Origin of the sequence: Vibrio cyclitrophicus (assembly GCA_023206055.1) — a bacterium.
Lineage (GTDB): Bacteria > Pseudomonadota > Gammaproteobacteria > Enterobacterales > Vibrionaceae > Vibrio > Vibrio cyclitrophicus_A.
Window position 1 is genome coordinate 1,027,857 of record CP065367.1, and the last position, 25,658, is coordinate 1,053,514.

The 25,658-nt window shown below is 45.1% G+C and carries 19 protein-coding genes; 8 read left to right on the forward strand and 11 right to left on the reverse strand.

Annotated features, from left to right (window positions below; all coding sequences use genetic code 11):
- Positions 1 to 34: 34 nt before the first annotated feature.
- The 6 genes from ITG09_20205 to xsc all read right to left on the reverse strand — a co-directional run bounded on the left by ITG09_20205 (position 35) and on the right by xsc (position 7,133).
- A complete protein-coding gene (locus tag ITG09_20205; GenBank protein UPR53715.1) occupies positions 35 to 577 on the reverse strand; it encodes a TRAP transporter small permease in 543 nt (180 codons plus the stop codon).
- 164 nt (positions 578 to 741) lie between these two features.
- Positions 742 to 1,743, reverse strand: coding sequence for a TRAP transporter substrate-binding protein (locus ITG09_20210; GenBank protein ID UPR53716.1), 1,002 nt, complete (start codon positions 1,741 to 1,743; stop codon positions 742 to 744).
- Positions 1,744 to 1,863: 120 nt separating this feature from the next.
- A complete protein-coding gene (locus tag ITG09_20215) occupies positions 1,864 to 3,330 on the reverse strand; it encodes an FAD-binding oxidoreductase (protein ID UPR53717.1) in 1,467 nt (488 codons plus the stop codon).
- A gap of 48 nt (positions 3,331 to 3,378) precedes the next feature.
- Positions 3,379 to 3,816: a nuclear transport factor 2 family protein gene (locus tag ITG09_20220; GenBank protein ID UPR53718.1), complete on the reverse strand. Its 438-nt coding sequence runs from the start codon at positions 3,814 to 3,816 to the stop codon at positions 3,379 to 3,381.
- 262 nt (positions 3,817 to 4,078) lie between these two features.
- The gene (locus ITG09_20225) at positions 4,079 to 4,894 is read right to left on the reverse strand and encodes an FRG domain-containing protein (protein UPR53719.1); all 816 of its coding nucleotides are present in this window, start codon (positions 4,892 to 4,894) and stop codon (positions 4,079 to 4,081) included.
- A 427-nt stretch (positions 4,895 to 5,321) separates the two neighbouring features.
- Positions 5,322 to 7,133 carry a sulfoacetaldehyde acetyltransferase gene (gene xsc, locus ITG09_20230; GenBank protein UPR53720.1) on the reverse strand — a complete coding sequence of 604 codons (1,812 nt, stop codon included), beginning with the start codon at positions 7,131 to 7,133 and terminating at the stop codon, positions 5,322 to 5,324.
- A 262-nt stretch (positions 7,134 to 7,395) separates the two neighbouring features.
- Between xsc and ITG09_20235 the strand changes: the two genes are divergently transcribed.
- Together ITG09_20235 and ITG09_20240 are read left to right on the forward strand one after the other, a co-directional pair.
- Positions 7,396 to 8,379: an AAA family ATPase gene (locus ITG09_20235; GenBank protein UPR53721.1), complete on the forward strand. Its 984-nt coding sequence runs from the start codon at positions 7,396 to 7,398 to the stop codon at positions 8,377 to 8,379.
- Positions 8,380 to 8,382: 3 nt separating this feature from the next.
- Positions 8,383 to 10,104 carry a cobalamin biosynthesis protein CobT gene (locus ITG09_20240; protein ID UPR53722.1) on the forward strand — a complete coding sequence of 574 codons (1,722 nt, stop codon included), beginning with the start codon at positions 8,383 to 8,385 and terminating at the stop codon, positions 10,102 to 10,104.
- Positions 10,105 to 10,155: 51 nt separating this feature from the next.
- On the opposite strand, the gene ITG09_20245 is transcribed toward ITG09_20240, so the two are convergent.
- Both ITG09_20245 and pta read right to left on the reverse strand, forming a co-directional pair.
- Positions 10,156 to 10,923 (reverse strand): sulfite exporter TauE/SafE family protein, encoded by a 768-nt coding sequence (locus ITG09_20245; GenBank protein ID UPR53723.1) that lies wholly within the window; start codon positions 10,921 to 10,923, stop codon positions 10,156 to 10,158.
- 67 nt (positions 10,924 to 10,990) lie between these two features.
- Complete coding sequence (pta, locus tag ITG09_20250) at positions 10,991 to 12,064, reverse strand: phosphate acetyltransferase (GenBank protein UPR53724.1); 1,074 nt, start codon at positions 12,062 to 12,064, stop codon at positions 10,991 to 10,993.
- Between the two features lie 153 nt (positions 12,065 to 12,217).
- Here pta and ITG09_20255 point away from each other — a divergent pair, with 153 nt between their 5' ends.
- The gene (locus tag ITG09_20255) at positions 12,218 to 13,000 is read left to right on the forward strand and encodes an IclR family transcriptional regulator (protein UPR53725.1); all 783 of its coding nucleotides are present in this window, start codon (positions 12,218 to 12,220) and stop codon (positions 12,998 to 13,000) included.
- A gap of 147 nt (positions 13,001 to 13,147) precedes the next feature.
- The gene (locus ITG09_20260; GenBank protein UPR53726.1) at positions 13,148 to 14,575 is read left to right on the forward strand and encodes an NAD-dependent succinate-semialdehyde dehydrogenase; all 1,428 of its coding nucleotides are present in this window, start codon (positions 13,148 to 13,150) and stop codon (positions 14,573 to 14,575) included.
- Between the two features lie 186 nt (positions 14,576 to 14,761).
- Here ITG09_20260 and ITG09_20265 read toward each other — a convergent pair whose 3' ends face one another.
- On the reverse strand, positions 14,762 to 16,948 hold the full coding sequence (locus ITG09_20265; protein UPR53727.1) for a malate synthase G: 2,187 nt from the start codon (positions 16,946 to 16,948) through the stop codon (positions 14,762 to 14,764).
- Positions 16,949 to 17,103: 155 nt separating this feature from the next.
- The gene (locus tag ITG09_20270; GenBank protein ID UPR53728.1) at positions 17,104 to 18,057 is read right to left on the reverse strand and encodes a LysR family transcriptional regulator; all 954 of its coding nucleotides are present in this window, start codon (positions 18,055 to 18,057) and stop codon (positions 17,104 to 17,106) included.
- A gap of 130 nt (positions 18,058 to 18,187) precedes the next feature.
- On the opposite strand from ITG09_20270, the gene ITG09_20275 reads away from it, so the two are divergent.
- Complete coding sequence (locus ITG09_20275) at positions 18,188 to 19,786, forward strand: isocitrate lyase (GenBank protein ID UPR53729.1); 1,599 nt, start codon at positions 18,188 to 18,190, stop codon at positions 19,784 to 19,786.
- A gap of 231 nt (positions 19,787 to 20,017) precedes the next feature.
- Positions 20,018 to 20,596: a hypothetical protein gene (locus ITG09_20280; protein UPR53730.1), complete on the forward strand. Its 579-nt coding sequence runs from the start codon at positions 20,018 to 20,020 to the stop codon at positions 20,594 to 20,596.
- A 91-nt stretch (positions 20,597 to 20,687) separates the two neighbouring features.
- On the opposite strand, the gene ITG09_20285 is transcribed toward ITG09_20280, so the two are convergent.
- Positions 20,688 to 21,080, reverse strand: coding sequence for a 2-oxoglutarate dehydrogenase (locus tag ITG09_20285; GenBank protein UPR53731.1), 393 nt, complete (start codon positions 21,078 to 21,080; stop codon positions 20,688 to 20,690).
- A 668-nt stretch (positions 21,081 to 21,748) separates the two neighbouring features.
- Here ITG09_20285 and ITG09_20290 point away from each other — a divergent pair.
- Positions 21,749 to 22,978: an acyl-homoserine-lactone synthase gene (locus tag ITG09_20290; protein ID UPR53732.1), complete on the forward strand. Its 1,230-nt coding sequence runs from the start codon at positions 21,749 to 21,751 to the stop codon at positions 22,976 to 22,978.
- Positions 22,971 to 25,577, forward strand: coding sequence for a hybrid sensor histidine kinase/response regulator (locus ITG09_20295; GenBank protein UPR53733.1), 2,607 nt, complete (start codon positions 22,971 to 22,973; stop codon positions 25,575 to 25,577). Before ITG09_20290 ends, ITG09_20295 begins: the two co-directional genes overlap by 8 nt.
- Positions 25,578 to 25,658 lie beyond the last annotated feature (81 nt).

Here is a 25,658-nt window from a genome sequence, read left to right on the forward strand (position 1 = left end):
TACATCTCTCTATTACGACTATTCTCTGTGATGACTACTGCGCTGACTTTTGTGCCGTCATTTTTCGCAGCTCTTTGACTTCTGGATCTTCGTTGGTTGCGCCTTTGAATAAACGCTCGTAGTTGTTCCAGATAATCCGAATCATCATTAGGGAAAACGCGATAGGTAAAATCATGTAGAAATACTTCATCGGGATACCTGTCGTTTGAGATTTCCAAAACAGGTTCATTTTGTTAAACACGAAGTCGTAACTGAGGTAAACAAAGTAACCGTTGAAGCAGAGCCATAAGAAGTCAGCGATGGTTTCGCTAACGGTTTGTACGATTGGCGGAAAGAATTTGAAGTGAAAGCTCACTCGGTTATGAGCCGACATTTTGGCCGCTACAACCGCTCCCAAGTAAGCAAACCAAACGAACATGTAAGTGGCCACTTCATCACCCCAAGGTATGGAGTAATCAAAGAACTGACGAGTAATGATTTGTGTGAATAGCAATAGGACAAAGCTTGCGAGCAGCAGACAACAGGTATATTCCTCAATGTTGTTAAGGTGCTTTTTTATTGTTTTAGCGACTGACATATAACCTCCAATGTTGATTTCCACATGACAACCAGTCGCTCACGGTCCTAAAAAGATCAGGTACAGAACAGCTCAACGAGTACAGCCATGTAAATGCCCTATCTCACTGTTCTATCGCTAGGTGATTAGGTAGCGGAGAACAGCAGATAGGGCGAATCTAATCGTTACTTTCTACCTAGTAACTCAAGAACGTCGTCTAGCTTGTCTTTGCCCCCAATGCTTGAGTAGAACTTAGGCCAAACTGACTTAGTCACCTTGCTGATCCACTCTTGCTCGTTATCTGCTGGGTCGGTGAATACCATGCCTTTCGCTTGTAGTTCTTCACGGATTTTGTTTTCAGTATTTTCTAGATAAGCAAAGCTGTGCTCTGTCGCTTCCTGACCCGCTTCAAGAATGATCTTTTGCATCTCTGGAGTCTGTTGTTGGAAGACTGTTTCACTGACGATTAGCGGCTCAAGCGAGAAGATGTAGCGAATGTTGGTCACGTACTTTTGTACTTCATTGAACTTCATCGCATGCACAGTGATGTAAGGGTTATCTTGACCATCAACCACGCCTTGTTGCAGGCCGGTAAAGGTCTCAGACCATGCCATTGGTGTTGGGTTTACACCCCATGCTTGGTAAGAAGCAATCATGATTTCGTTACGAGGAACACGAATCACCAGTCCTTTAAGATCTTCTGGTGAAGCGACTGGCTTTTTCGAGTTAGTCAAAACCCTAAAGCCTGAATAAGCCCAACCAACGATGCGAACGCCAGCATCACGTATCGTGTTATCGACGAGGTCTTGGCCGACTTGGCCTTGAGTCAGTAGAACCGCTTCTTCTGCGCTTTGAATCACGTAAGGCATGGTCAGTAGACCAACAGTTGGAGAGAAAGGGGTTACGTTGTTGATCGCCAGTACAGAGAAGTCGAGTAAGCCGATTGCCGCATCGTTCACGGTGTCTTGCTCATTGCCTAATTGACCATTCGGGAACAGATCGATTTTTACTTTACCGTCTGTTTTTTGCTCCATCAGTTCAGAAAACGATGTCGCCAATTCCCACTGCGTACCACCAGCAGCATCGCCGATAGCCATTTTAAAATTCGCTGCTGCCGCGGTATGAGATAACACCGCTGTTGCTACAATGGTGACACCAGCAATAATTTTATTTTTAATAAATTTCATAGTCTTAACCTTTCCTATCGTACAGACTTCCTGCCTGTACTTTGCTCACAAGGTGACCTGGTACAACTTTCCCGGTCGTAGTTCTATTTCCCTATTTTGGAAACAATGTTCGAGTCGCGATTACAGCTTTTCATCCTTTAACGAATACCACTGATAAAGGAACCGCTGCCCCATTCTGCGAAACGGTGCAAACATCTCTGATTCCACCACTTCCCTCACGTTGGGGAACGGAAGTTTTGATTCAAATATTGGCAAGTCCAACTTGTGGCCTTCACCTGCGATCCACTGAGCGAGGCGCTTACCTGCTTGAGCGGAATACATCACGCCATTACCGCCATAACCCAGCGCGTAGAAGATGGATTGCTTGGGATTCGGCTGATAGATTCTCGGCATCATGTCGTGGCTAACATCCACCCAGCCCCACCATGAGTAGTCGATTTTGACCTGATCGAGAGACGGGAATTTTCGAGTTAAATCCGCTCTCAACATGTCTTCGTATTTCTTTTCAGGTGCGTTCTTGCCACTGATGGCACTGCGCGTCCCAATCTGTACTCGGTTATCGGGCAGCAGACGGTAGTAATGACGCAAGATTCGGGTATCTGTAATCACCTGATTGGTTTTGAAGTTACACGCGGCAATTTCGTCTTGAGTTAGCGGACGTGTCACCATCGAATTAGAAAGTACCGGCAACAAGCGATTCTTAAGCTCTGAATGCAAACCTTGGCTAGTGTATCCACCGGTACAAACACCGACAGAACGAGCCTTAACCACACCACCTGGCGTTTTCAGGTAATGAACACCGTTACGTGTTTCCCATCCCATCACAGGGCTTGCTGGGTGAACTTTTACGCCGAGTGCTCTCGCCTTTCTTAGATAACCAAACGCCAGTTTCCCAGCATGGATACCAATACCTTCTGGCTCATGCATTGCGCCTGCCGCTTCTTGGTCACCAACGTAATCGCGCTTTACGGTTTCCGCATCTAAGATCTGCGCATCGTAATCGAACGTGTCACGCAGCAACTTGGCTTCTTTCTCGAGTGTTGCCATCACTTTTGGACGGTGAGCGACATATAAATGGCCGCCCGGTTGTGGGTCACAATCAATGTCTTTGATTAGAGACTTAAAGGTGTTCATGCCATCGACGCATTCGCGGTGCATTTTTAGCGCAGTTTCTAATCCCCAGCGTTCAATCCACTGAGAACGCTTCAAACGCCCTGAAGCACACTGTGCCTGACCACCATTTCGGGTGCTGCATCCCCAACTCAAACGGTTGGCTTCAATCACTGTCGCTTTAATACCGTACATTTCAGCAAGGTGTATCGCGGTGCTTAGGCCCGTGTAGCCTGAACCGATAATCGCCACATCAACATCCATATCCGATGTAATTGGACCATCATCTTCAGGTGGTGCGCCTGCGGTATCTACCCAATAAGTCGGAGCGTATTCCTTACCGTGACCTGGGCTCTTGTCTTTAAGTGGATCGTATTTTGGATCGTATTTATCTTTTGCTTGGGTATTTTCTTTTGCTTGGGTGCTTTTCACCTTTGGCGGCACATCGGCTGCCGGTTGTTCCATTACTAAACTCATAATTCGACTCTCCTAGTCATAACACGTGAACGGGTTGTGGTTTCGTGTCTAGCTCTTGGGAGTGTTGTTAGGAGTCAAAAGAGGTCGTGTTTTACGGAAGGCATTTTTTACGCTGATTTTTCCATCTTTCAGAGTAAACACGTCGACCATGCGAGCTTCAATGACGCTGCCATCTGGGTTCGTCGCAGAAAACGTTGATTCACTCACTGCGCGGTCGCCACACACAAAGTGGACAGGGTCGCTCCAAGCCGCATCTGGAAAGTTCTGCCAAACCAATTCAAAGCTATTTCGAACCGCTTCGTACCCTTCGATAGTGTTTCCAAGCAAGCCTTCTCCTGCCACCGTGTGGAATACACAGTCTTCTGTCATGAAAGACATCAGCGCTTCAATATCATGGTTATTCCACGCATCACTAAAAGACTGTAAAAAGGCAGTATCGACTTGGTTTTCCAGCACGAATGTCGCTGCATTGGTTTGCATATTCATATTCCAGAATCCTTTATGTTTTCGTTATTGGTTTAAATTTCAGTAGCTTTGCGCCACTTTTTTATTAGAGTGTTTAAACTAGATCTGTGAAGATTTAACAACTTGATAACAAGGTTCATCACTCTAACTTCGAGTTAGGTTATAAACAATCTCTAAGCTCACAGATTTCATCTTTTTATAAATTAATTAGTGTTCTAATTTTATTTACTCAAATTTTCACTCACGATATAAGAGGTATAATTAAATTAGAACGTGTTAGCCTTTAGTCGAAATCAAAGTCTTGATGATACTTGCGACCATACTGTTCAAGTTGACGATCATGAGTATTAACTTGCAATTCGATATTGCCGTCACATTTATTTATGACTTGGTTGTTATCTGCATGTGCTTCGTTTTTTAAATCCGTTAGTTTCTCTTCGACATACTCTGTCGGTTCATTTAAAACATTCATGGATATTAACTCCTTTATCAGGTTTACTTTCACTGATGGAAGAATATGAACGGACACTAGACCGTTTGAATATTCTTTCTCATCGTACAAAGGCTGAATGGCATCATTGCCACCTTCCTTAAATGGGTGAATGGAATACCACTTGTCCTTGCGTGGTTCTTGCTGATCGCAGTCCGCCACATTAAATATCTGAGTTTTGTTGAGATCACACGGCGAGCTAAAAACACTAACTCGCTGATAATCAATAGCTTTAATTATGTTTATGCAGTCTTTACTTTGGCTGTGACACACCGACCAAAGCGCATTTAACAGGTTATCGGTCCATTCCAGTAAACGGGTGGGAAAACCCTGCTTCTTGGCTAAACACATCAATAACCAGTCATTTATGTCGTTAGAACTCAGCGAGTAACCACCGTAAACTCTCACTGTTGAAAGCAACTCTTGTTCGACACGGCGTATGTTCTTACGATTGGAACGGCCTAAACTTGGCATTAGATTATTATTTTCATAATCACACACGTTATACATCAAACCACGTTGGTCACTGCATTCAGTCATTAATGAATCGATTATTTTATACAGTTCTTCGAGCGTGCTTATATAATGTTTATTTTTCACAACATGCATACTACGATTCACTTAATTTAAATCCGGAAAAATCCAAATATCAACAACCCTATCAATCGATGATAAAAACCAACCAATAATAACGATTGATCAATAGTCAACGAGTGTCGTTATTGTATTTTTCTAAAATAATAATAGGTATATATATTCATAAACAAGTATCAGTAATAGAACCATTCACTAAGGCGCTATGAGTTAATGGTCGATTAATAATAGCGAGTAACAAAGTTTATATAGCTAGAACCACTTATGTTCCTAATAAATATTTAATTAGTGTTCTAATGTTTAACTGGAAATTATTGAACTAAGCGTTTACGTTCTTAACCTAAGTACTTGCCAATACCCGTTGGTATTGCCCGACCACATTCTCGATAGCACTTCCTCTAACACTCTCGAGATATCTGCGGCCGGACAAACTTCCTATGACTTATACGTAATCTTTGTATTTATCTAGGAAACGAACCGGTGTTGATAGTGCATCTCGGCGGAACGGGTCGCCCAATTCCTGAGTACACATGATTTCAATGATGGTTGTTTTGCCTTCGTTCATCTGCATGTCGATGGCTTTTTGCAAGGTTGGACCTACATCTTCTAGCTTATCAACCGTGATACCTTCAGCACCCATTGCTCGTGCAATCTCTGCAAAGCTTTGGTTCTCAAGTTCACCAGCAACAAAGCGTCGGTTATAGAAGTCGACTTGGTTCTTCTTCTCTGCACCCCATTGACGGTTGTGGAATACCACGGCTGTCACTGGAATGTTATGGCGAACACATGTCATGGTTTCCATTAGGCTCATGCCCCACGCACCGTCGCCTGCATAAGAGATAGCTGGGCGATGAGGTGCCGCTGCTTTCGCACCAATGATGGTCGGGAACGCGTAACCACAGTTACCGAAACTCATTGCAGCAAAGAAGCTACGTGGTTTTTCAAAGCGTAAGTAGCTGTTTGCCACTGAATTAATGTTACCGATATCTGTCGAGACCATTACGTCTTCAGGCATCGCTTTTTCTAGCTCACGCAATACTTGGCGAGGGTGTAGATATTCGCCACCAGAGAACGGAGTCTCGTGAGAGTTTTCTTCAATTATATCGAGGCTGAAAGAGTCACGTTCGTGTGTCCACTCATCAAGCTCTTTTTCCCAAAGTGCTTTCTCTGTTGCGACTGTATCTTGACGAGCGCCTTTGTTGTCATCACACAACAGTGCGCGGCCTTCCAACCTTTCAGATAGAGCAACTGCAGCTGCTTTCGCATCACCACAGATGCCAACAGAAATCTTCTTAACTAGGCCAAGCATCTTGTTGTCTGCGTCAATTTGAATGATTTTCGCGTTCTTCGGCCAGTAGTCCATGCCATGTTGAGGCAAAGTACCAAATGGACCAAGACGTGTACCCAAAGCAATAACTACATCCGCTTGAGCCATCAGTTTCATTGCAGCTTTCGAACCTTGGTAGCCTAGAGGGCCACACCATAATGGGTGACTCGCAGGGAAAGAGTCATTGTGCAGGTAGCTGTTCACTACAGGTGCACCTAGTCTTTCTGCTAATGCTGCACACTCTTGAACTGCATCTGCCATTACCACACCGCCACCAGAAATGATGACTGGGAATTTCGCTTCAGCAATCAGGTCTGCTGCTTCATTCAGAGACTTCTCGCCACCTGGACCACGGTCTAAACGCGCGGGTTTAGGGATCTCGGTTTGAGTTTCGCCGTAGAAGTAGTCACGTGGAATATTCAGTTGAGTTGGACCCATTTCACTCATTGCGCGGTCAAAGCATCGACCCGTGTATTCCGCCATACGGTCTGGGTGCGTTACGTGTCCTTGATACTTAGTAAACTCTTGGAACATTGGAAGCTGGTTACACTCTTGGAAACCACCTAAGCCCATTGTTTTAGTGCCTGTCTCTGGCGTCACAATGACGACCGGGCTATGTGCCCAGAACGCCGCTGCAATCGCAGTCACACAGTTACTAATACCCGGGCCATTTTGCCCGATAACTACGCCATGGCGACCCGATACACGAGAGTAACCATCTGCCATGTGAGCAGCACCTTGCTCGTGTACCACTGGGACCAATCGAATGCCAGCAGGAGCAAAGATATCCATTGCGTCCATAAATGCTGACCCCATGATGCCGAACATGTCGGTAACATCATTAGCAACCATAGTTTCAACGAACGCTTCTGATGGTGTCATTGTTACTGTGCCGGAAACAACCGTACGTTTTTCTTGCTCGCTCATTCTTCCATTCTCCTTGAGTTAAACAAAATTTCATTTTTCGGAATGAATTGTCTCTTTTTCGAATTCATTTTCACCTTAGTAGTAGAATTTTTGCGCGTCAACTTTTTGTATTAAATTGGAACAATTCATTCTAATTAATAAAACTGGATCACATTATTGGTAGTTTTTCGTACAAAAAGTGCCATTAACTTAAGCGGAGCTGTTAATAATCGATGACATATCGCGATAGCAGCGACAAGTGATGGGCTATATAGAGGGAAATATGATGAAAGAGGCGGAATTGATACCAACGCAACCAGTAAGTGTGAGAGAACGCTTTGGGATCGACAGCAATCTAACCGTGATGGCATTTGAACATGCGGGCGAATATGTGCCGAAAGTCGACCCTAATTACTGTTTTGACCCCGAAGTGACGCTGGCTATATTGGCGGGGTTCACCTCCAATCGTCGCACGCTGATTCAAGGCACACATGGGACGGGCAAGTCATCTCACATTGAACAAATCGCCGCGAGATTGAACTGGCCATGCTTGAGGATCAACCTAGACGGACACTTAAGTCGCTTGGATTTCATAGGTAAAGACAGCATCGTCATTAAAGACGGAATGCAGGTGACTGAGTTTAAAGAAGGTATTCTTCCGCAGAGCATTCAACAACCCATCGCACTGGTGTTAGATGAGTACGACGCTGGTCGCCCTGACGTGATGTTTGTGATTCAACAACTATTAGAGCAAGACGGGAAATACACCTCTTTAGAACAAAACCGAGTGATCACGCCTCACCCTTCTTTTCGCTTGTTTGCTACCTGCAATACGCTTGGCTTAGGTAACTTCTCCGGTTTGTATTCGGGCACTCAAGTGCTTAACCACAGTCAGTTAGATAGATGGAACATCATCGCCACGCTTAACTATTTAGATCCACAGCATGAAACTAAGATCGTGTTATCCAAGCTTCCAGAGCTGAATAATGAAAGTGGCCGACAACTGGTTGAGAAAATGATCGCCACCGCAGTATTAACGCGTAACGGGTTTCGGGCTGGTGACCTTTCAACGGTGATGTCTCCGCGAACGGTGCTCACTTGGGCTGAAAATATCCAAATATTCGACGATGTTGCGACGGCATTTAGGCTTTCATTCTTAAATCGCTGCGAAGACGAAGAAAAAGAACTGGTTAGCGAATACTATTTCCGTTGCTTTGGTGAAGATTTAGAAACGCCTACTCAAAACTATTCCCACTCGGAGTCGTAAACCATGGCCAATGTTTCTTCCCAGCAGAAAAAGATCATCGATCTTGGCGTATCTGTCGCCAGAGCGATCAGCGGTGAGTTGAGTCTGAATTATCGGGGAGAACGTCTCTATAGAGGCAATAGCCCCTGTTATTATCAGTCTGCACATACTAACGATCTCACCTTTGTGTCTCGCCATGAGTTGAAAAACAGCAAACTTTCGATGCAAGGCAAGATCGATTCATCAGCATTACGACTCTTACTTTCAGATGCTGATCTTCACTATTCATTACGACCGAAAAACGAAGTCGAACGTCTGTTATATGATTTCTGCGAACAAGTACGAATTGAATCGCAAGTTCCATCTTATTTAAGAGGTGTAACCACCAGTATTCAGTTCAATTTTGCGTATTGGAGCGACCAATATCATCAGAATGGCTTCACCGAATCACGAATCGGCATGTTGCTGTTTACACTGATGCAAGTCATCCACACCCGCTTAACCGGTGTTCCAGTTTCGGAGCCGATTGCTGAAACCATTGAATCGACTCGCGCCGGCATCGTGCCTACTTTTGGGCACAGCCTGAAGCGCTTAAAGCAACATAGAACCGACCAACAACAGTTTGCTCACTGCGCCAATGAGCTTGCAGCCCTTGCACAAGAGCTAATAACCCAAGAACAAGAGAGCGATAACTCGCCCACGCCAACAGTTGAAGAAGACATTAAGATCCTTGCACAACTTGCCTTAATTGTGGATGGTGACATTCAAGATGAAGACGTCGATACCGACATCACAGGCAGTAGCAAGGTATTCGAGCTGTCGGGCGCCAATTATCAGGTCTTTAATTCAGAATTGGATCAAGTCATCGCGGCAGACAAACTCGTCAGGCGCGCCCTATTACTCGAACTGAGACAAAAGCTCACCGATGACATCATGGCGAGACAAGTCAACACTCGCCGTTTAGCCGCGATGCTCACTCGCTTTGTTGCCACTCCTCAAACGAACCGACGTCAGGATCATTTAGAAGAAGGCATTGTTAACGCCACTACCATCACCAAGCTCATCACATCGCCATTAGATCGCACTGTCTTTTATCAACCAGACATTGGCGCATCTCATCAATGTGCCATCACGTTTTTGATGGACTGCTCAGGCTCAATGCAAAAGCACAGTCACAAGCTAAGCCTACTGATGGATACAATTCTCAAATCCGTTGGGCTGGCCAGCATTCCTTTTGAGATTATTGGCTTCACCACCAATAACTGGAATGGTGGCAAGGTTTATCGGCAGTGGCTTAAGCAAGGTCAGCCGAAACACCCAGGCCGCTTAAACGAAGTTCGACATATTGTGTTTAAAGATTTTGATACACATTGGAGACGCTCTCGCCTTGGCATTGCCAGCCTTCGGAAAGCAGACATCTTTAAAGAAGGGATTGATGGCGAAGCGGTGCAGTTCGCTAGTCAGCGGTTGCAACAGCACACCGCACAACGAAAGGTTTTGGTTGTGTTCTCAGACGGTTGTCCGATGGATACCGCCACCAGCACCGCCAACGATCAGTTCTATTTGGATAACCACCTCAAACAAGTCATTGAGCGTGAATCAACCAAGAACAGTATCGAAATTCATGGTGTGGGAATGGGCGTCGATTTAAGCCCGTACTACCGCAGTAACATCACCTTAGATGTACAGGAAAGCTGCTTGTTTGGGTTATCTAGGAGCATCTTTGAGATGCTAAAGCGTGCTTAAACATGGGAGGCTTAGGCTAGCCAATAGCTAGCCTCCTTTGTCGAGAATGGTTTAGGAAGAGCCAAGTAACGACCATGCAGAGACCGCCATCAAGTACCCACCAATCAACATCAACACAATAAACACCAGTTTTCTCAGTTGATCATTCGACAACGGTGGTGGGAAACGTCGAGCAAACATCGTAACAAGCGCCACCAAGGGAACAGCGATCGCTGATAACCAAAGTATGCTCGGTTCCATGTCGCCTGCAGCGTAAACATTGACAGTACGTGACATCGACGTACAAGCGAACACCATCAGCAGTGTGCTTCGCACCAGATCGAGCGTAAAAGGTTGTCGATAGAGATGGTAAACAATCGGTGGGCCTGCCATACCGAATAACCCACCCGCGAGCCCAGAACTAAAACCAGATAACAAGAAAGATACCGTTGCCGAACGGTCCTTTCTGGTTTTAGGTTTGAACATAAAACTCAAACCTGCGAATAGCACCATCGCCCCCAATAGTCCTCGGAGAATATTCGTGGCCGAATCGCTCAACTCGTCTAGCAAGAACACCCCCATCGACACGCCGGGGATAATACCGATGACTAACACCACCAGAATCTTGAGTTCACCAAGTAAAGGCTTACCCATCAACGCGACCAAGCAATTGAACAAGGTCACAATACTGACCACAGCGGCTATAACGGGTAAGGAAACCAAATTAAGGCTGACCGTTAAACCAATCACGATGATACCGAGGCCAAAACCCGTAACCGTTTGGAAGTAGGTACCTACCGCAATAGTGGCAAGAATGGCGAGTAAAACAGGTAACTCCATTAGCAATCCTAATTAGGTTGATTTGAATGTAAGTGCGAATTTGAGTACTAGATTCGTGAGCTAGATGTTAATACCGGAACTCAAATGCCGACTCTTCTTTGTCTTCAACATCAACTTCAGTATCAACCTTAGAGTCAGACACTTTCCCTTGCTGTGCTTGTACAGCAGTAACCGCAATTACATTGAAGATATCTTCCGCGCTACACCCTCTGGATAAGTCATTGGCAGGCTGATTCAATCCTTGCAGTAACGGGCCAATAGCGACCGCGCCACCTAACCTTTCTGCGAGCTTATAGCCTATGTTCCCCGCTTCTAAATTGGGGAAAATCAATACATTAGATTGGCCTTTCACTTCTGAATCGGGCAGCTTTTTCGCGGCTATTTCAGTGACAATCGCGGCATCGAGTTGAACGTCCTGATCGACAGCTATTCCGGGACAACGTTGTTTCACTAACTGAGCGGCATTACGAACCTTATCGACCGATTCGTGTTTCGCACTGCCGTTGGTAGAAAACGACAGCATTGCCACTTTCGGTTCTTCCATCAACAGCGTTTGAGCACTGTTTGATGCCGCTACGGCAATCGATGCCAGCTCGGTTTCATTGGGGTTAATCACCAAACCACAGTCACTGAAAATCATGCCACCTTTGAGATTATGGAAAGGCTCGCACAGCATCATCAGAAAGAAGCTCGACACCAATTCACTGTCTGGCGCTGGCCCAATAATCTGCAGCGCCGCTCGTACTACATCAGACGTGGTGTAAACCGCGCCATTAACTGTGCCGTCAACCAGTCCTTCTCGTACCATCAAGTTGGCAAAAATCAGTGGGTCTTTGACCTTCTCCAATGCATCTTCATAAGTCATGCCTTTGGCTTTTCTTAGCTCATAGAGCCGTTCAGCCAACACAGCTTTGAGTGCTGACGTTTGTGGTGAAACAATGTGAATGCCCGCGAGATTAATGTGGTTCAACTGCGCCGCTTCGATAATCGCTTTTTCATCGCCGACTAGAGTGATGTAAGCGAGCTGTTTATCTATCGCCAATCGCGCCGCTTTGAGTACACGAGGGTCTTCTGCTTCACTCAAAACCACTCGCTTGCGATCTAAGTGAGCCTTATCAATAATCCGTTCAATCGCCTTCATCTTAAATTCCATTTATTGAGATTAATTGTTCCATAATTTATATTTATATAATTGAAATAATAAAAAAGGTCAAATTTTATTCAGATAATTGAAGATTTTTAATTTGGTATGTACACTCTTATACATAGACATATCGCAAGGATGAATCACTGTATGCAAACAGAAACACCACAAGTTCAAGGAGATACGCCCACTCTCCGACTTTTTGCACTATTAGAGGTGATAGCGCAAAAAGATGAGTTTATTTCTCTTCAAGGGCTCGTCGAAGAAACCGGACTACCGAAACCAACTCTGCACCGCATGCTGCAACAATTAGAAGCTGCGGGCATCATTCAAAGAGATGGTGACGAAAAGCATTACAGCTCTGGCATTCGACTCAGAAAGCTTGCTGAAAATCTGCTGTTCAATAGCACCATGCACAGTGCACGACGCACTATTCTTGAAAACCTTAGAGCAGAAGTCGGCGAGAGCTGCAACCTAACGGCACTGTCGAGCGGTGAAATCATCTATCTTGATCGCGCAGAAACCGAAGCCCCGCTGCGCTTCCATCTACAGCCAGGCTCTCGCGTACCCGTGCATTGCTCAGCCACAGGCAAACTGTTTTTGGCGCACATGTCAAAATCACAACGCAGAAGACTGATCGAAAGTGTGCCACTCACTCAATACACAGTGAAAACCATTACCGACTATTCGACGCTAGAGAAAGACATCGAAGAAGCGAAGATCCAAGGCTTTGCTATTGATGATGAAGAGTTCTTACCAGGGCTAGTCTGTATCGCCGTATTGATACCGTCTTCTACTGGCCAATCCAATCTTGGCTTAGCAATACAAGCACCAGTGATTCGAGTAAAACCAGACGAAGCGATCAAGTTTCTGCCACCTCTTCAAAAAGCAGCCAAAGCGCTCGCGAAGATAGAGTCTGATAACTGGGGCTAGATAGAAGATTTATCTCAGAGAATAGCCAAGATTAGCGAATTAACACCCATACCCTTCGACCAATGAACATTTGGTCGAAGTCATTTGAACACTCGCCAACCCGCACATAAGCAACACGTCTAAAGTAATCACAACAAAGGAAACACGATGCTAAACATTAACAACCAGCACTTACTCTCTTTTATGGTGACAGAAGCGAACAACGCAGTTGCAGTCACAAACCCAGCAACGGGTGAGCTTATTGGGCATGCACCAATCTCATCTGAGGCAGAGTTAGAGAGCGCTATCGAACGCGCTCATGTTGCGCAGAAAGAGTGGGCAAAAATTCCCGCTAAATCCCGTGCTGCATTGCTAAGTGGTTGGCATCAACTGATCCTTGAAAACAAAGAAGATCTTGCTCGCCTAATGACCATCGAACAAGGTAAGCCGTTAGCAGAAGCGACGGGCGAAGTAGTGTATGGCGCGAGTTTCATTGAGTGGTTCGCCGAAGAAGCCAAGCGCACTTACGGTGACTCTATTCCTAGCACAGTCGCTGGCAAACGCTTAGTAACAATCAAGCAGCCGATTGGGGTCGCGTGTGCCATTACGCCGTGGAACTTTCCGATTGCAATGATCACTCGTAAGGCCGCCCCTGCCCTTGCTGCTGGCTGTAGTTTTATTGTGAAGCCCTCAGACGAGACGCCCCTTTCTGCATTTGCTGTGGTTGAACTGGCATATCAAGCGGGCATTCCTAAAGATCTACTTCAAGTGGTGCTAGGTGATAGCCCAGAACAGATCGGTGAGCTTTTCACATCACATCCATTGATCAAAAAGATCTCTTTTACTGGATCGACTCGAGTCGGCAGTATCTTGATGGCTCAAGCGGCGAAAGGCATTAAGCGCACCTCAATGGAACTGGGCGGCAACGCACCGTTTATCGTGTTTGACGATGCGGATATCGACGCGGCCGTTCAAGGCGCAATGGCTTCAAAATTCCGTAATGCAGGCCAAACCTGTGTTTGTGCAAACCGTTTCTATGTTCATAGCAAGGTGCATGACGAGTTTGTAGCAAAATTCGACCAAGCCGTTCAGCAGCTCAAAATGGGTAACGGATTAGATGACGGCGTCACTATTGGCCCCGTGATCAGTGAAAGAGCGAAGCAAAACATTCAAGGTTTGATTGACCGCGCCATTGAACAAGGTGCGCAGCCTGTAACCCCAACTCAAGCCTTTAATGGACTGTTCATTCAGCCTGTGGTTCTTAAGGATGTAAAACACAGCATGGACATCGTTCAACAAGAGATCTTTGGCCCAGTCGCGCCTGTGATGAAATTCGAAACCGATGAAGAACTTATCGAAATGGCCAACGATACTATTTATGGTTTGGCATCTTACTTCTACAGCCAAAATATCCACCGCGTATGGCAGGTAGCAGAAGCACTTGAATACGGTATGGTTGGCATTAATGACGGCATGATCTCAACTGAGGTTGCACCTTTTGGTGGGGTTAAGCAGTCAGGGATTGGCCGTGAAGGCGCTAAAGAAGGCATCGATGAGTATATGGATATCAAGTACCTGTGCTTTGGTAGTAACTAGGTCTCGGAAGTAGTTAGGCTTGGTCGCAACTAAGCCTAACTCTTAAACATCGACAAGCTTAAACATCGAATAGCCCTGCCAACACCTCTCTTCTGAGCTTCGCCCACACACACCAAAAAAAAACCGCGCTAAATTAGCGCGGCACCTTGGGCTCGGTTCAAATAGGGGTACTTCTTTTTTTATTATTTATTGTGCGGTTCCTTTCAGCTTCAGTCGCATAGCATGCAACACAGGCTCAGTGTAACCACTTGGCTGAGCGCAGCCTTCGAATACCAGCTGGCAAGCCGCTGAGAAAGCAATGCTATTTTCAAAATCTGGCGCCATATTGCGGTAGCTAGAATCACCTGCATTCTGTCCATCAACCACTGCCGCCATACGTTTCATGGTTTTCATTACTTGGGCTTCATCGCAAATGCCATGGCGTAACCAGTTAGCGATGTGTTGGCTCGAAATACGCAATGTCGCGCGGTCTTCCATTAGGCCTACATCGTTAATATCTGGCACCTTCGAACAACCAACACCTTGGTCAATCCAACGAACTACGTAGCCAAGAATACCTTGAGTATTGTTGTCCAATTCATTTTGGATATCTTTCGCAGTCAGCTTTTGATTACCTAACAGCGGGATAGTCAGAATATCGTCAACGTTCGCTCTCACACGCTCGCGAAGCTCTTTCTGACGGCTTGGTACACTCACCTTGTGATAATGAAGAGCATGCAAAGTCGCGGCAGTTGGCGATGGAACCCAAGCGGTATTTGCTCCCGCTTGTGGGTGTCCGATTTTCGCGTCCATCATCTTCGCCATGTTGTCCGGCTCTGGCCACATGCCTTTACCGATCTGGGCTTTACCTTGCAGGCCACATGCCAAGCCAAGATCGACGTTTTGATCTTCGTAAGCGCCAATCCAAGTCATGGTTTTCAGCTGTGTTTTCGGCGCAAATGGGCCAGCTTCCATGCTAGTGTGAATTTCATCACCGGTTCGGTCTAAGAAGCCAGTATTGATGAACACGACACGGTCTTTAGCTGCGCGAATACACTCTTTCAAGTTCACAGAGGTACGACGTTCCTCGTCCATGATGCCGACTTTGATCGTGAATCGGTCCAAGCCTAATGCATCTTCAATGCGACCAAACAGTTCATTGGTAAAGGCGACTTCTTCAGGGCCATGCATCTTAGGTTTAACAATATTGATGCTGTTCGCGGTCGAGTTTTGGTACGCGCTATTACCTTTTAAATCATGCATCGCGATTAGCGAAGTGATCATGCCATCCATAATGCCTTCAGGCACTTCATTACCTTGAGCATCAATAATGGCAGGGTTGGTCATGAGGTGGCCCACGTTGCGAATAAACAACATGCTGCGGCCTTTCAGCGAGATCTCGCCTCCCGTCACGCTGGTGTATTGGCGATCTGGATTGAGGTTACGAACGATGGTTTTGCCGTTTTTCTCTAGCGACTCTTGTAAGTCACCTTTCATCAAGCCTAACCAGTTACGGTAAGCCAGTGCTTTGTCCTCACCATCAACCGCAGCTACCGAGTCTTCGCAATCCATAATAGTAGTCAGTGCCGATTCCACTAGCACATCTTTAATACCAGCCACATCAACGCTGCCAATTGGCGCGCTCGGGTCAATTTGAATTTCGATATGGAGATTATTGTGCTTAAGCAAAATGCTTGAAGGCGCACTTGCATCACCTTGGTAACCAATGAACTGGTTGCGATCAATGAGAGTGACTTCTTCACCGTTGTCTAAGGTCGCTGTTAGTGTATTGCCAATGTTGACGTTGCTGATGCTATATTTGGTCACATCTTTATGGGAGACACCGTTGAGAGGTGCAGCATCATCAAGGAAACCTCGAGCGTAGCTCACTACTTTAGCGCCACGAACAGGGTTAAAGCTGCCACCTTTTTCTGCACCATCACTTTCGCTGATGACATCGGTTCCGTAGAGCGCATCGTATAAACTGCCCCAACGCGCATTAGCCGCGTTAAGTGCAAAACGTGCATTCATAATAGGTACAACAAGCTGCGGGCCCGCTTGTGTTGCAATTTCAGGCTCTACGCTTGCGGTGGTTACTTGAAAGTCTTCGCCCTCAGGCACTAAGTAGCCAATCTGTTGCAAGAACTGTTTGTACTCTGCCGCATCTAGCGTTTGTCCAGCACGCTCTTGGTGCCAAACGTCAATTTGATGTTGAAGATCGTCGCGCTTAATAAGCAATGCGCGGTTCTTTGGAGCCAAGTCTTCAAGGATGGTTGCAAATGATTGCCAAAAGTCTTCAGCGACAATGCCTGTTCCAGGAATGACCTGATCATTAATTAATTGGTAGAGGGTGCTATCAATGTTCAAGCTTCCCTGTTGAATACGACTGCTCATAAAATCTCTCTCAAGCTAACTGATGACTACTCAATATATTTACTTAACTGACTTAAATTTAAATAACTAGTTTAAACTTACTTAACGGGCGTAAATTTAGCTAATTTATGCCAGTTATACTGGATATTCATATAAAAAATACCCTACAAACTGTGTTACTCCGTCACACCACTTTCTATTTCATTAGCGACACTTTTAATCAATCGACGCATCCACTGATGGTCAGGATTGGTTTGTAACAATGGACTCCACGCCATTTTCACCTCAAAGGGTTCAATAGCGAATGGCGCAGGTTTGATTAACAACCTAGGGTTATTGCGCTGTAATTGCGCGGCTTTGGTTGGGATGGTCAGGATCAGGTTCTTCTGTTGAGCGAAAAGAATCGCCGACAAATAGTGTCGTGTGAACACCGTGATATTACGTGTTTTACCAATGCGCATTAATGCTTCATCAATCCACCCAAGCTTTTGAGCTTCGCTTGGGTTGATCCCGACACCTGTCCCCATACCCGTCTTACTTACCCAAATATGTTGCGCCTTTAGATAAGACAAAATATCGAAGTTGTCGGCTATCGGGTTATCACAGCTAAATAAGCAAGAGAACCCGTCGTGCCAAAGGCTCATCTGGTGGAACGACTGTGGAATGTCGTCAAAACGGTTGATGATAATATCAACAGTGCCTTGCTCCACATCCTGATAACTCACGTCACTTGGCGTCATGATATCCAGTCGTATTTTCGGTGCTATCTCGCTCAACTTTTTCAATAGCGGCTGAATAATAGTGGACTCAGCATAGTCACTCGCCATGATACGAAACACACGCTCACTGTCTTCAGCATTAAACTCCGTGGTCGGCTGCAATGTCTTTTCTACATTCGCCAGGATGTTTCGAATCAGTGGCTGCAGTTTGTGTGCTCGCTCGGTCGGTATCATCCCTTCACTGGTTCTCACCAACAGCGGATCTTCAAACAGATCGCGCAATCGGCGCAGGCCATTACTCATAGCTGGCTGAGTTATTCCTAATTGATTTGCAGCTCGTGTTACGTTTCTTTCACGTAGCAACATGTCTAAATACACAAGTAAATTAAGGTCTATACGAGCAATATTCATAAGAAAAATACCGAATATAATAACTATAAATTAACAAAATTATCACATGCATGGTTATTCTTTGTCCATAGCAAAGTTTTAATCCAAGCCAATTTGGCAACCATACCCCACGTGAAACTAAGGAATAGTTATGTCGCAAATTACACAAGATATCGAAATGATAGAAGTTGCAAAAAGCGCTGCAGGTGCACCATGGGATGCAATTAACCCTGAATCTGCTGCTCGTATGCGAGCTCAAAACAAATTCAAAACAGGTCTAGATATCGCGCAATACACAGCAGATATCATGCGTGCGGATATGGCGGCTTACGACGAAGACAGCTCTCAATACACTCAGTCTCTGGGTTGCTGGCATGGTTTCATCGGCCAACAAAAGCTGATTTCTATTAAGAAGCACTTTGATGGTAAAACAGACCGACGCTACCTATACCTATCAGGTTGGATGGTTGCAGCACTTCGCTCAGACTTTGGTCCACTTCCAGACCAATCAATGCATGAGAAAACATCGGTTGCAGGCCTAGTAGAAGAACTATACACATTCTTGCGCCAAGCTGATGCACGTGAACTGGGTGGTTTATTCCGTGAGCTAGACGCAGCACGTGAAGCGGGCGACGTTAACCAACAAGACCTTATCCAAGACAAAATCGACAATCACGTAACACACGTGGTGCCAATCATTGCAGATATCGATGCAGGTTTCGGTAACGCAGAAGCGACTTACCTAATGGCTAAGCAGATGATTGAAGCTGGTGCATGTTGTCTACAAATCGAAAACCAAGTAGCCGATGAGAAACAATGTGGTCACCAAGACGGTAAAGTAACGGTTCCACACGCTGACTTCCACGCAAAACTTCGCGCACTTCGTTACGCATTCCTTGAGCTAGGTATCGACAACGGCATCATTGTTGCTCGTACCGATTCACAAGGCGCTGGTCTGACAAAAGAAATCGCAGTAGTGAAAGAGCCGGGCGACCAAGGTGACATCTACAACTCATATCTAGATGTTGAAGAGATTGATGTTGCTGATATGGCTGAAGGTGATGTTTGCTTCAACCGCGACGGCAAGCTAGTTCGTCCTAAGCGTCTACCATCTGGCTTGTACCAATTCCGTGAAGGTACTGGTGAAGACCGCTGTGTATTTGACTGTATCGAAGCAATCAACGCGGGTGCTGATCTTCTGTGGATTGAGACTGAGAAACCACACATCGGTCAAATCAAAGAGATGATGGACGGCGTACGTGAAGTACACCCTAATGCGAAACTGGTTTACAACAACTCTCCATCATTCAACTGGACGCTAAACTTCCGTCAACAAGCATACGATGCAATGGCAGCAGCAGGTAAAGATGTGTCAGCTTACGACCGTGCAAGCCTAATGAGTGCGGAATACGATGAAACTGAACTGTCTGCAAGCGCTGACGAGAAGATTCGTACATTCCAAGCGGACGCATCTCGCGAAGCAGGTATCTTCCACCACTTGATTACTCTGCCGACTTACCACACTGCGGCGCTTTCTACTGACAACCTTGCGAAAGAGTACTTCGGTGACCAAGGCATGCTGGGCTACGTTGCGAATGTTCAACGCAAAGAGATTCGCCAAGGTATCGCATGTGTTAAACACCAAAACATGTCTGGTTCAGACATGGGTGATGACCACAAAGAGTACTTCGCTGGTGAGAATGCACTGAAAGCAGCAGGCGAAGCGAATACGTCTAATCAATTTGATTAATCGCTAGCACTTTTGATTAACCGCTAAAACTAAAGCCTCCCCCGCCCTTCTCTCTTACTTAGGTAAGATCCGGGGGCAGGCTTTGAGATAAAGCTTGTACTGCCGGCTTTATCTCAAAGTCTGAGAATTGTGTTCTACACCACGGTCAGCTAAGCAACTTCTGTTTAAGCTAACTATATTTATGTTGTTAAGATTCCTGTTTGTTGATATTTCTTTTGATTGAGAGTGCCTATGACTTCAATACCTAAACACCTACAAGATGCAAAAACACTGCTATCAGAAAATGGTTTCGCAACGGGTGATACTTGGTATCACGGCACATCTTCAGCCTTGCTCGCTTCAATTAAAGGCCAAGGTCTGAAACGTTCTGGAGACAAAGCACTCAATGAAGCCGCTTCAAAAACCATGGCGACGATTGGCAATAACTACACCGAGTCGGTTGAACCTGTGTTCCTGACTCAAAGTAAGGAGCTAGCATATTACTGGGCTCAACAAACTGTTCGCGAACGAGGTGTTCGCTTCGAAGGTGAAGAGCAGCCTATCGTCTTAGCGGTAAACCTATCTGAAAAACAACGTGCCAAAGTAAGACCGGACGTTGGCGCAATGAGCCTATTGATGATGAGTGTTGGCGAGCAATTCATGGCTCACTTAACTGAGATATATCAAGAGAATAACATCGCAGGCCTAGACATTGATCTTCGCACTGCCGATCGTATGGACTACCTCAATAAACTCGGTATGGCCTACATTGATGAAGACGTCAGCCGCGCTTGTGTGCAAGAGTTAGCTGAGCCCGAGCTGGTCAATTAAAAACGTTCAATGGTTCAGTCTTCTTAAAAACAAAAATGGCTCCCAATACGGAGCCATTTTTATTTGCTATCAGCCGACAGGCACATCTAGACTATGAGCACAGAAGGCCTTTCTGTGCAGGTTGCGTCATTTCGATGTCACCTTGTAGAGAACGATAAACGATGGTGTTCCAGACTTCACCATTATCCATTTCAAACTCAATAGCATAATTCAAACCCGCGACAACCTGAGTTCGAACACTCAAGATCTGTTTGAGTTCAGCTGAAGTGTTCATTTGGCCAAGAACTGCGTTTAAAGCTTGCTTAGCTTCTGGTGTAATCTCGCTTTGCGACCAACCACCAGTCAGACTTTGAGTGCTGCAGATAGGGTTAGTATTCTCTTGTGGTTGAGTTGGAACCTCAGATTTTTGACTACACCCAACCAACGCCACAACGCTAAACAAGGTTACTATTCCAAGTAATGATGTTAATCGTACTTTCTTCATAAATTCTCTCTAACTCAATCATTCACGAGGGTTCACTCGCAATAATGTTTCATATGTAGGCAAGCTTAAACCTCGAATGTCATCACTTAATCAGAGATTATGGCGTAAATACTCTATAAACACAGAAGATTGTCAGAAAAACAAAGCTGAGCACTGGAGTCCTGCTTTTATGTATCAGATATTTAAATCATTTAAATGGGTAGCGAGAGAAGAAGCAAGTATAAGACAGATACAATTCATCACTTAATTATATACTTTAAGATCAAGGTATTCCTATCACGATTAATAAGATGAGCTTATCTTGATGTGGATTATGATATTGGTTCAAAAAATAGATATTTGAGGTTATTTTATAAATTCAAAAGTTTATGCTCGGCTTAATCATGTCTGATTTTCAACTGTGACACATACCCTACAAGTTGTTGATAACAGTGTATTTTATTCATCTGTAAATTCATTCAGATATGGTAAATCTTTATTGTTAAGGGTGAGCGCAAGTAGTAAAATCTCGCCAGATTGTGCAACTTACTTCTCACACCATGGACACAAGTCAAGTTACGATTAACTCTCTCAAAGTAACGTAACTTCAAACACATACCTAAAATCAGTGTCCTATAGATAGTACAGATCAAATAAAAATAATTATATAAACCTAGGCTAGGTTAAACATGAAATTAACGTCGTCTTTAGGCTCACTGTTGGCTAGCAGTCTGTCTATCGAAACAAAACAGCGAGCGCTGACAGAGCTCGTCATCAGCACTTTTCAGCTACATGAGCGCGCTGAGTTTTTTCAAAACGTGACTGAATATCGTAAAAGCCAATTAGAATTGCTTTTCCCAGAGCATCAAAACAAAAGCGACTCTGTATTGTTTGAGGTGATGGACTACCGCGATCTGATTCTGCGCTATCCAAATACACTATCTGCAGAGATTGCTCTTCTAGAGCAGGTCGTAGGGCAGTGCTATATGCATTGGCTAGATTTCTGGTGTGAGTGTGAAATTGCTGCGATCAAAGCAAAATCACCATTAAATTCAAGATCCATTACTCATGTCGACCTCCCTATCAATGACAGTGCTTATTACGGTGCGATCATCGAACAGATAGAACATGAGCCACTTTTGGTACAAACACCGAGTCACCCACAAGGAATGCCAATTAACGATGCCATTGCTTTAAGCAATCTTGAGGTGTTCATCAAGGGTGAGAAATGGTTTGAGATGCTGCCTTTATTACACCTTTCTCAGGCAGGTGAGCATTTTATTCTGCTCAAACACCCAATCGATGAAGCCGTTCCGACACTGGTTTCCTCTGCGCTGATTCAAGACTGGTCTAAGAACGACACTTGGCTAAGTTACACACCAACGTTCAGCAATGAGCACTGGCAATACTGTTTACCCGATTACGGCTACGATGAGCTCGAAGGGGTACAACTTTTCACACCACCAAAATTGCCGAAATGTCATTCTCTCGTAGAATTTGATAATCACTTCCAGTTACAATTGTCTGACAAAAGCGCTGTGTGTGAAGTGTTGCGCTTGACAGTAAGTGGCAATACTCAACAAAAACTCTATTTTCTCTACCTTGCTCAGAAAGAGTTGATGAATGCCTTACATCAAACAGAGTACAAAGTCGGCTTCACGATTATCGAGCAACCTTTCATGCTTCATTTTTATCAAGCCATTGATTCCAATGCATACTTCCATTCTGGGTATTGCGAATTAAATGATGATGGCACAACAATTTATCGTGGGTTTTGGAATTTCGAGATGATGGTAAAAGCATTCAATAATGTCGATTTCCGGAGCTACAAACGCGCAGCGCGAGAGGGCAGAAAGCCATTAGAAAAGTCGCGCTCGGCAGGAAAAACTAGCTCGGTAAAAAAGGATGAACATGTTTGATTTCGGCCTCGAGGCGATCATCTATGCAAAAGCAATCACACTGCTTGCAACCGTGGCAGTGGTTGTCATGTGGTTGTTCTATTACTGCTATCGCCTGAAACAAAAAAACGAAGTGATCGCAGGGACACACCATGCCCCTTACATCGCGTATTCGATCTGCATTGTTGCGTGGATCAGCAGTAACGCTTATTTCCATACTGACTTATTACCGGAACTTGGGGCCTCGGCCGCCGTGTTCGCGGCAAAGTTTGCCAACCTCGCCTCTTTCTTTGCGTTTGCCTTCGCCTACTACTTCTCGTGTCAACTCGCCGCCGAACAACGTAATGGTAAAGTTCATGTGTGGCAACAAGCCATTTTCGTCTGCTCATCGGTCTACTCCCTGTTTATTAATTTAAGTCCAGGATTAACCGTTGAACACGTCGATATTACCGGCCCAAGCCAATTCGTGATTGAATTTGGCCCTCATACGCCATACTTCTTTATCGGACTGGTGAGCTTTGTTGTCCTAACCTTAACCAACCTTGTCGCTATGCGATCCAATAGCAGCAAACTAATACTCGCCAAGACAAATTACATGATTGCGGGCATCTTAGTTTTCATGCTTTCAACTGCGACCATTCACCTTGGCATGACCTACTTCATGCGTGATTTCTCACTGACCTGGTTACCACCAGCGTTATCTATTAGTGAAATGATGTTCGTTGGTTATGCCCTGCTAACATCACGCTTCTACAGTGTTAAATACCTCGCTTATATGAGTCTCAACGCTCTGTTAGTCTGCGCAATTCTAGTGATACCTTTCGGTGCAATCTTCATCCCACTGACCGATGACAATCAGTGGCTAGTAGCCATTCCTATCTGTGCGCTGATAGGCATCACTTGGCATGTTCTCTACAAGCGCGTAAGCCATTACGCCTCATTCTTTGTCTACGGAAACAAGAAAACACCAGTACAACAGATCCTCTCACTAGAAGACGATTTCAAGCTGTCGATTGATGATGCAATGCGTCGACTAGGTAGCCTACTGCAGATTCCCGAAGACAAGCTGCGTCTGGTGAACAGCAACTACAACGAAACCTTCTACGAAGATTATCTGTCTACCAACAAGTCCGTCTTAGTGTTCGATGAGCTGTCTCAGGATCTTGATTACACCGCGCCAACCAAGCGCTCGATAAAAGCCCTGTATGACAAGATGAGTTCAAACGACACCGCCTTAGTGATGCCTTTATTTGGTCAGGGAAAATCGGTCACGCACTTATTGGTCTCGTCACACAAGAGCAACGATAAGATGTTCTCTAACGAAGAGATCGCAGCCCTACAAACCTTGTTAACTCGTGTACAAAGCACCATTGAAGCCGATAGACGCATCCGCCAAAGTCGCGCTCTTGCTAATTCAATCGCACACGAGATGCGTAACCCTCTTGCTCAAGTGCAGCTGCATTTTGAGGTATTAAAGCAGCACATTGATAATCAAGCCCCAGCCAAACAAATCCTAAAGGATATTGAGAATGGCCAAGCGGCGATTCAACGCGGGCGACAACTGATCGATATCATCCTGCGCGAAGTCAGTGACAATACGCCTGAACACGGCCCTGTGACCATGACCTCTATCCACAAAGCCGTAGATCAAGCCGTAAGCCACTATGGTTTTGAGAATGAAAAGAGCATTGAACGCATTCGTTTACCACAACAAGCAGATTTTGTAGCAAAGCTGAATGAAACCTTATTCAACTTCGTCATTTTCAACCTGATACGCAATGCTATCTATTACTTTGATTCTTATCCAGAAAGCCAAATTGAGATCAGCACCAACACAGGACCTTACGAGAACGTTCTGATATTCCGGGATACTGGCCCTGGCATTGACGAAGCCATTGCGCATAAGATCTTTGATGACTTCTTCTCTTACCAGAAAAGCGGCGGTAGCGGCCTAGGGCTTGGCTATTGCCAACGTGTGATGCGATCATTTGGCGGCCGAGTAGAATGTCACTCTAAACTTGGGGAGTTTACTGAGTTCCACTTGTACTTCCCGGTGGTACCCAATGCACCCAAAGCAGATGCGCTTCGTACGCCTTACTTCAATGATTGGAAAAGTAATCAAACCGCAACTGAAAACAAAACCAACACCGAAGTTAAGCCAGATAAGCAAGCGGAAACGCAACATTCAGAACCAACAAGTACAGTAACCCCTGAAAACCATTTGGCTCCAACCGTGCTTATCGTCGATGATAAAGAAGTACAACGCACGCTTGTTCAAATGTACCTGAGTCGACTTGGTGTAAATAGCTTACAAGCCAAAAACGGTGAGAACGCCGTTGAGCTATTCAAAACACACAAGGTCGATTTGATCTTAATGGACGTACAAATGCCGATAATGAATGGTTTTGACGCAAGCCAAATCATCAAGGCACGCTCTCCTCAAACGCCAATCATTGCTTTGTCCGGCGAATCAGGACAGAACGAGTTAGATATGATCAGCCAGTTGATGGATGGTCGCCTAGAGAAACCAACCTCTTTGAATGCACTGCAACACGTGCTCGACAACTGGCTTGAGAAAGACTGGGCGTCGGATGCTTCTAAAGAAGCAGAAAGTGAATAGTTAATGAGTTAAGAACCAATTTTTTATTCTCGATAATCGTGAACTTAATTCAATATCAAAATATCATTTATATAAACGCAT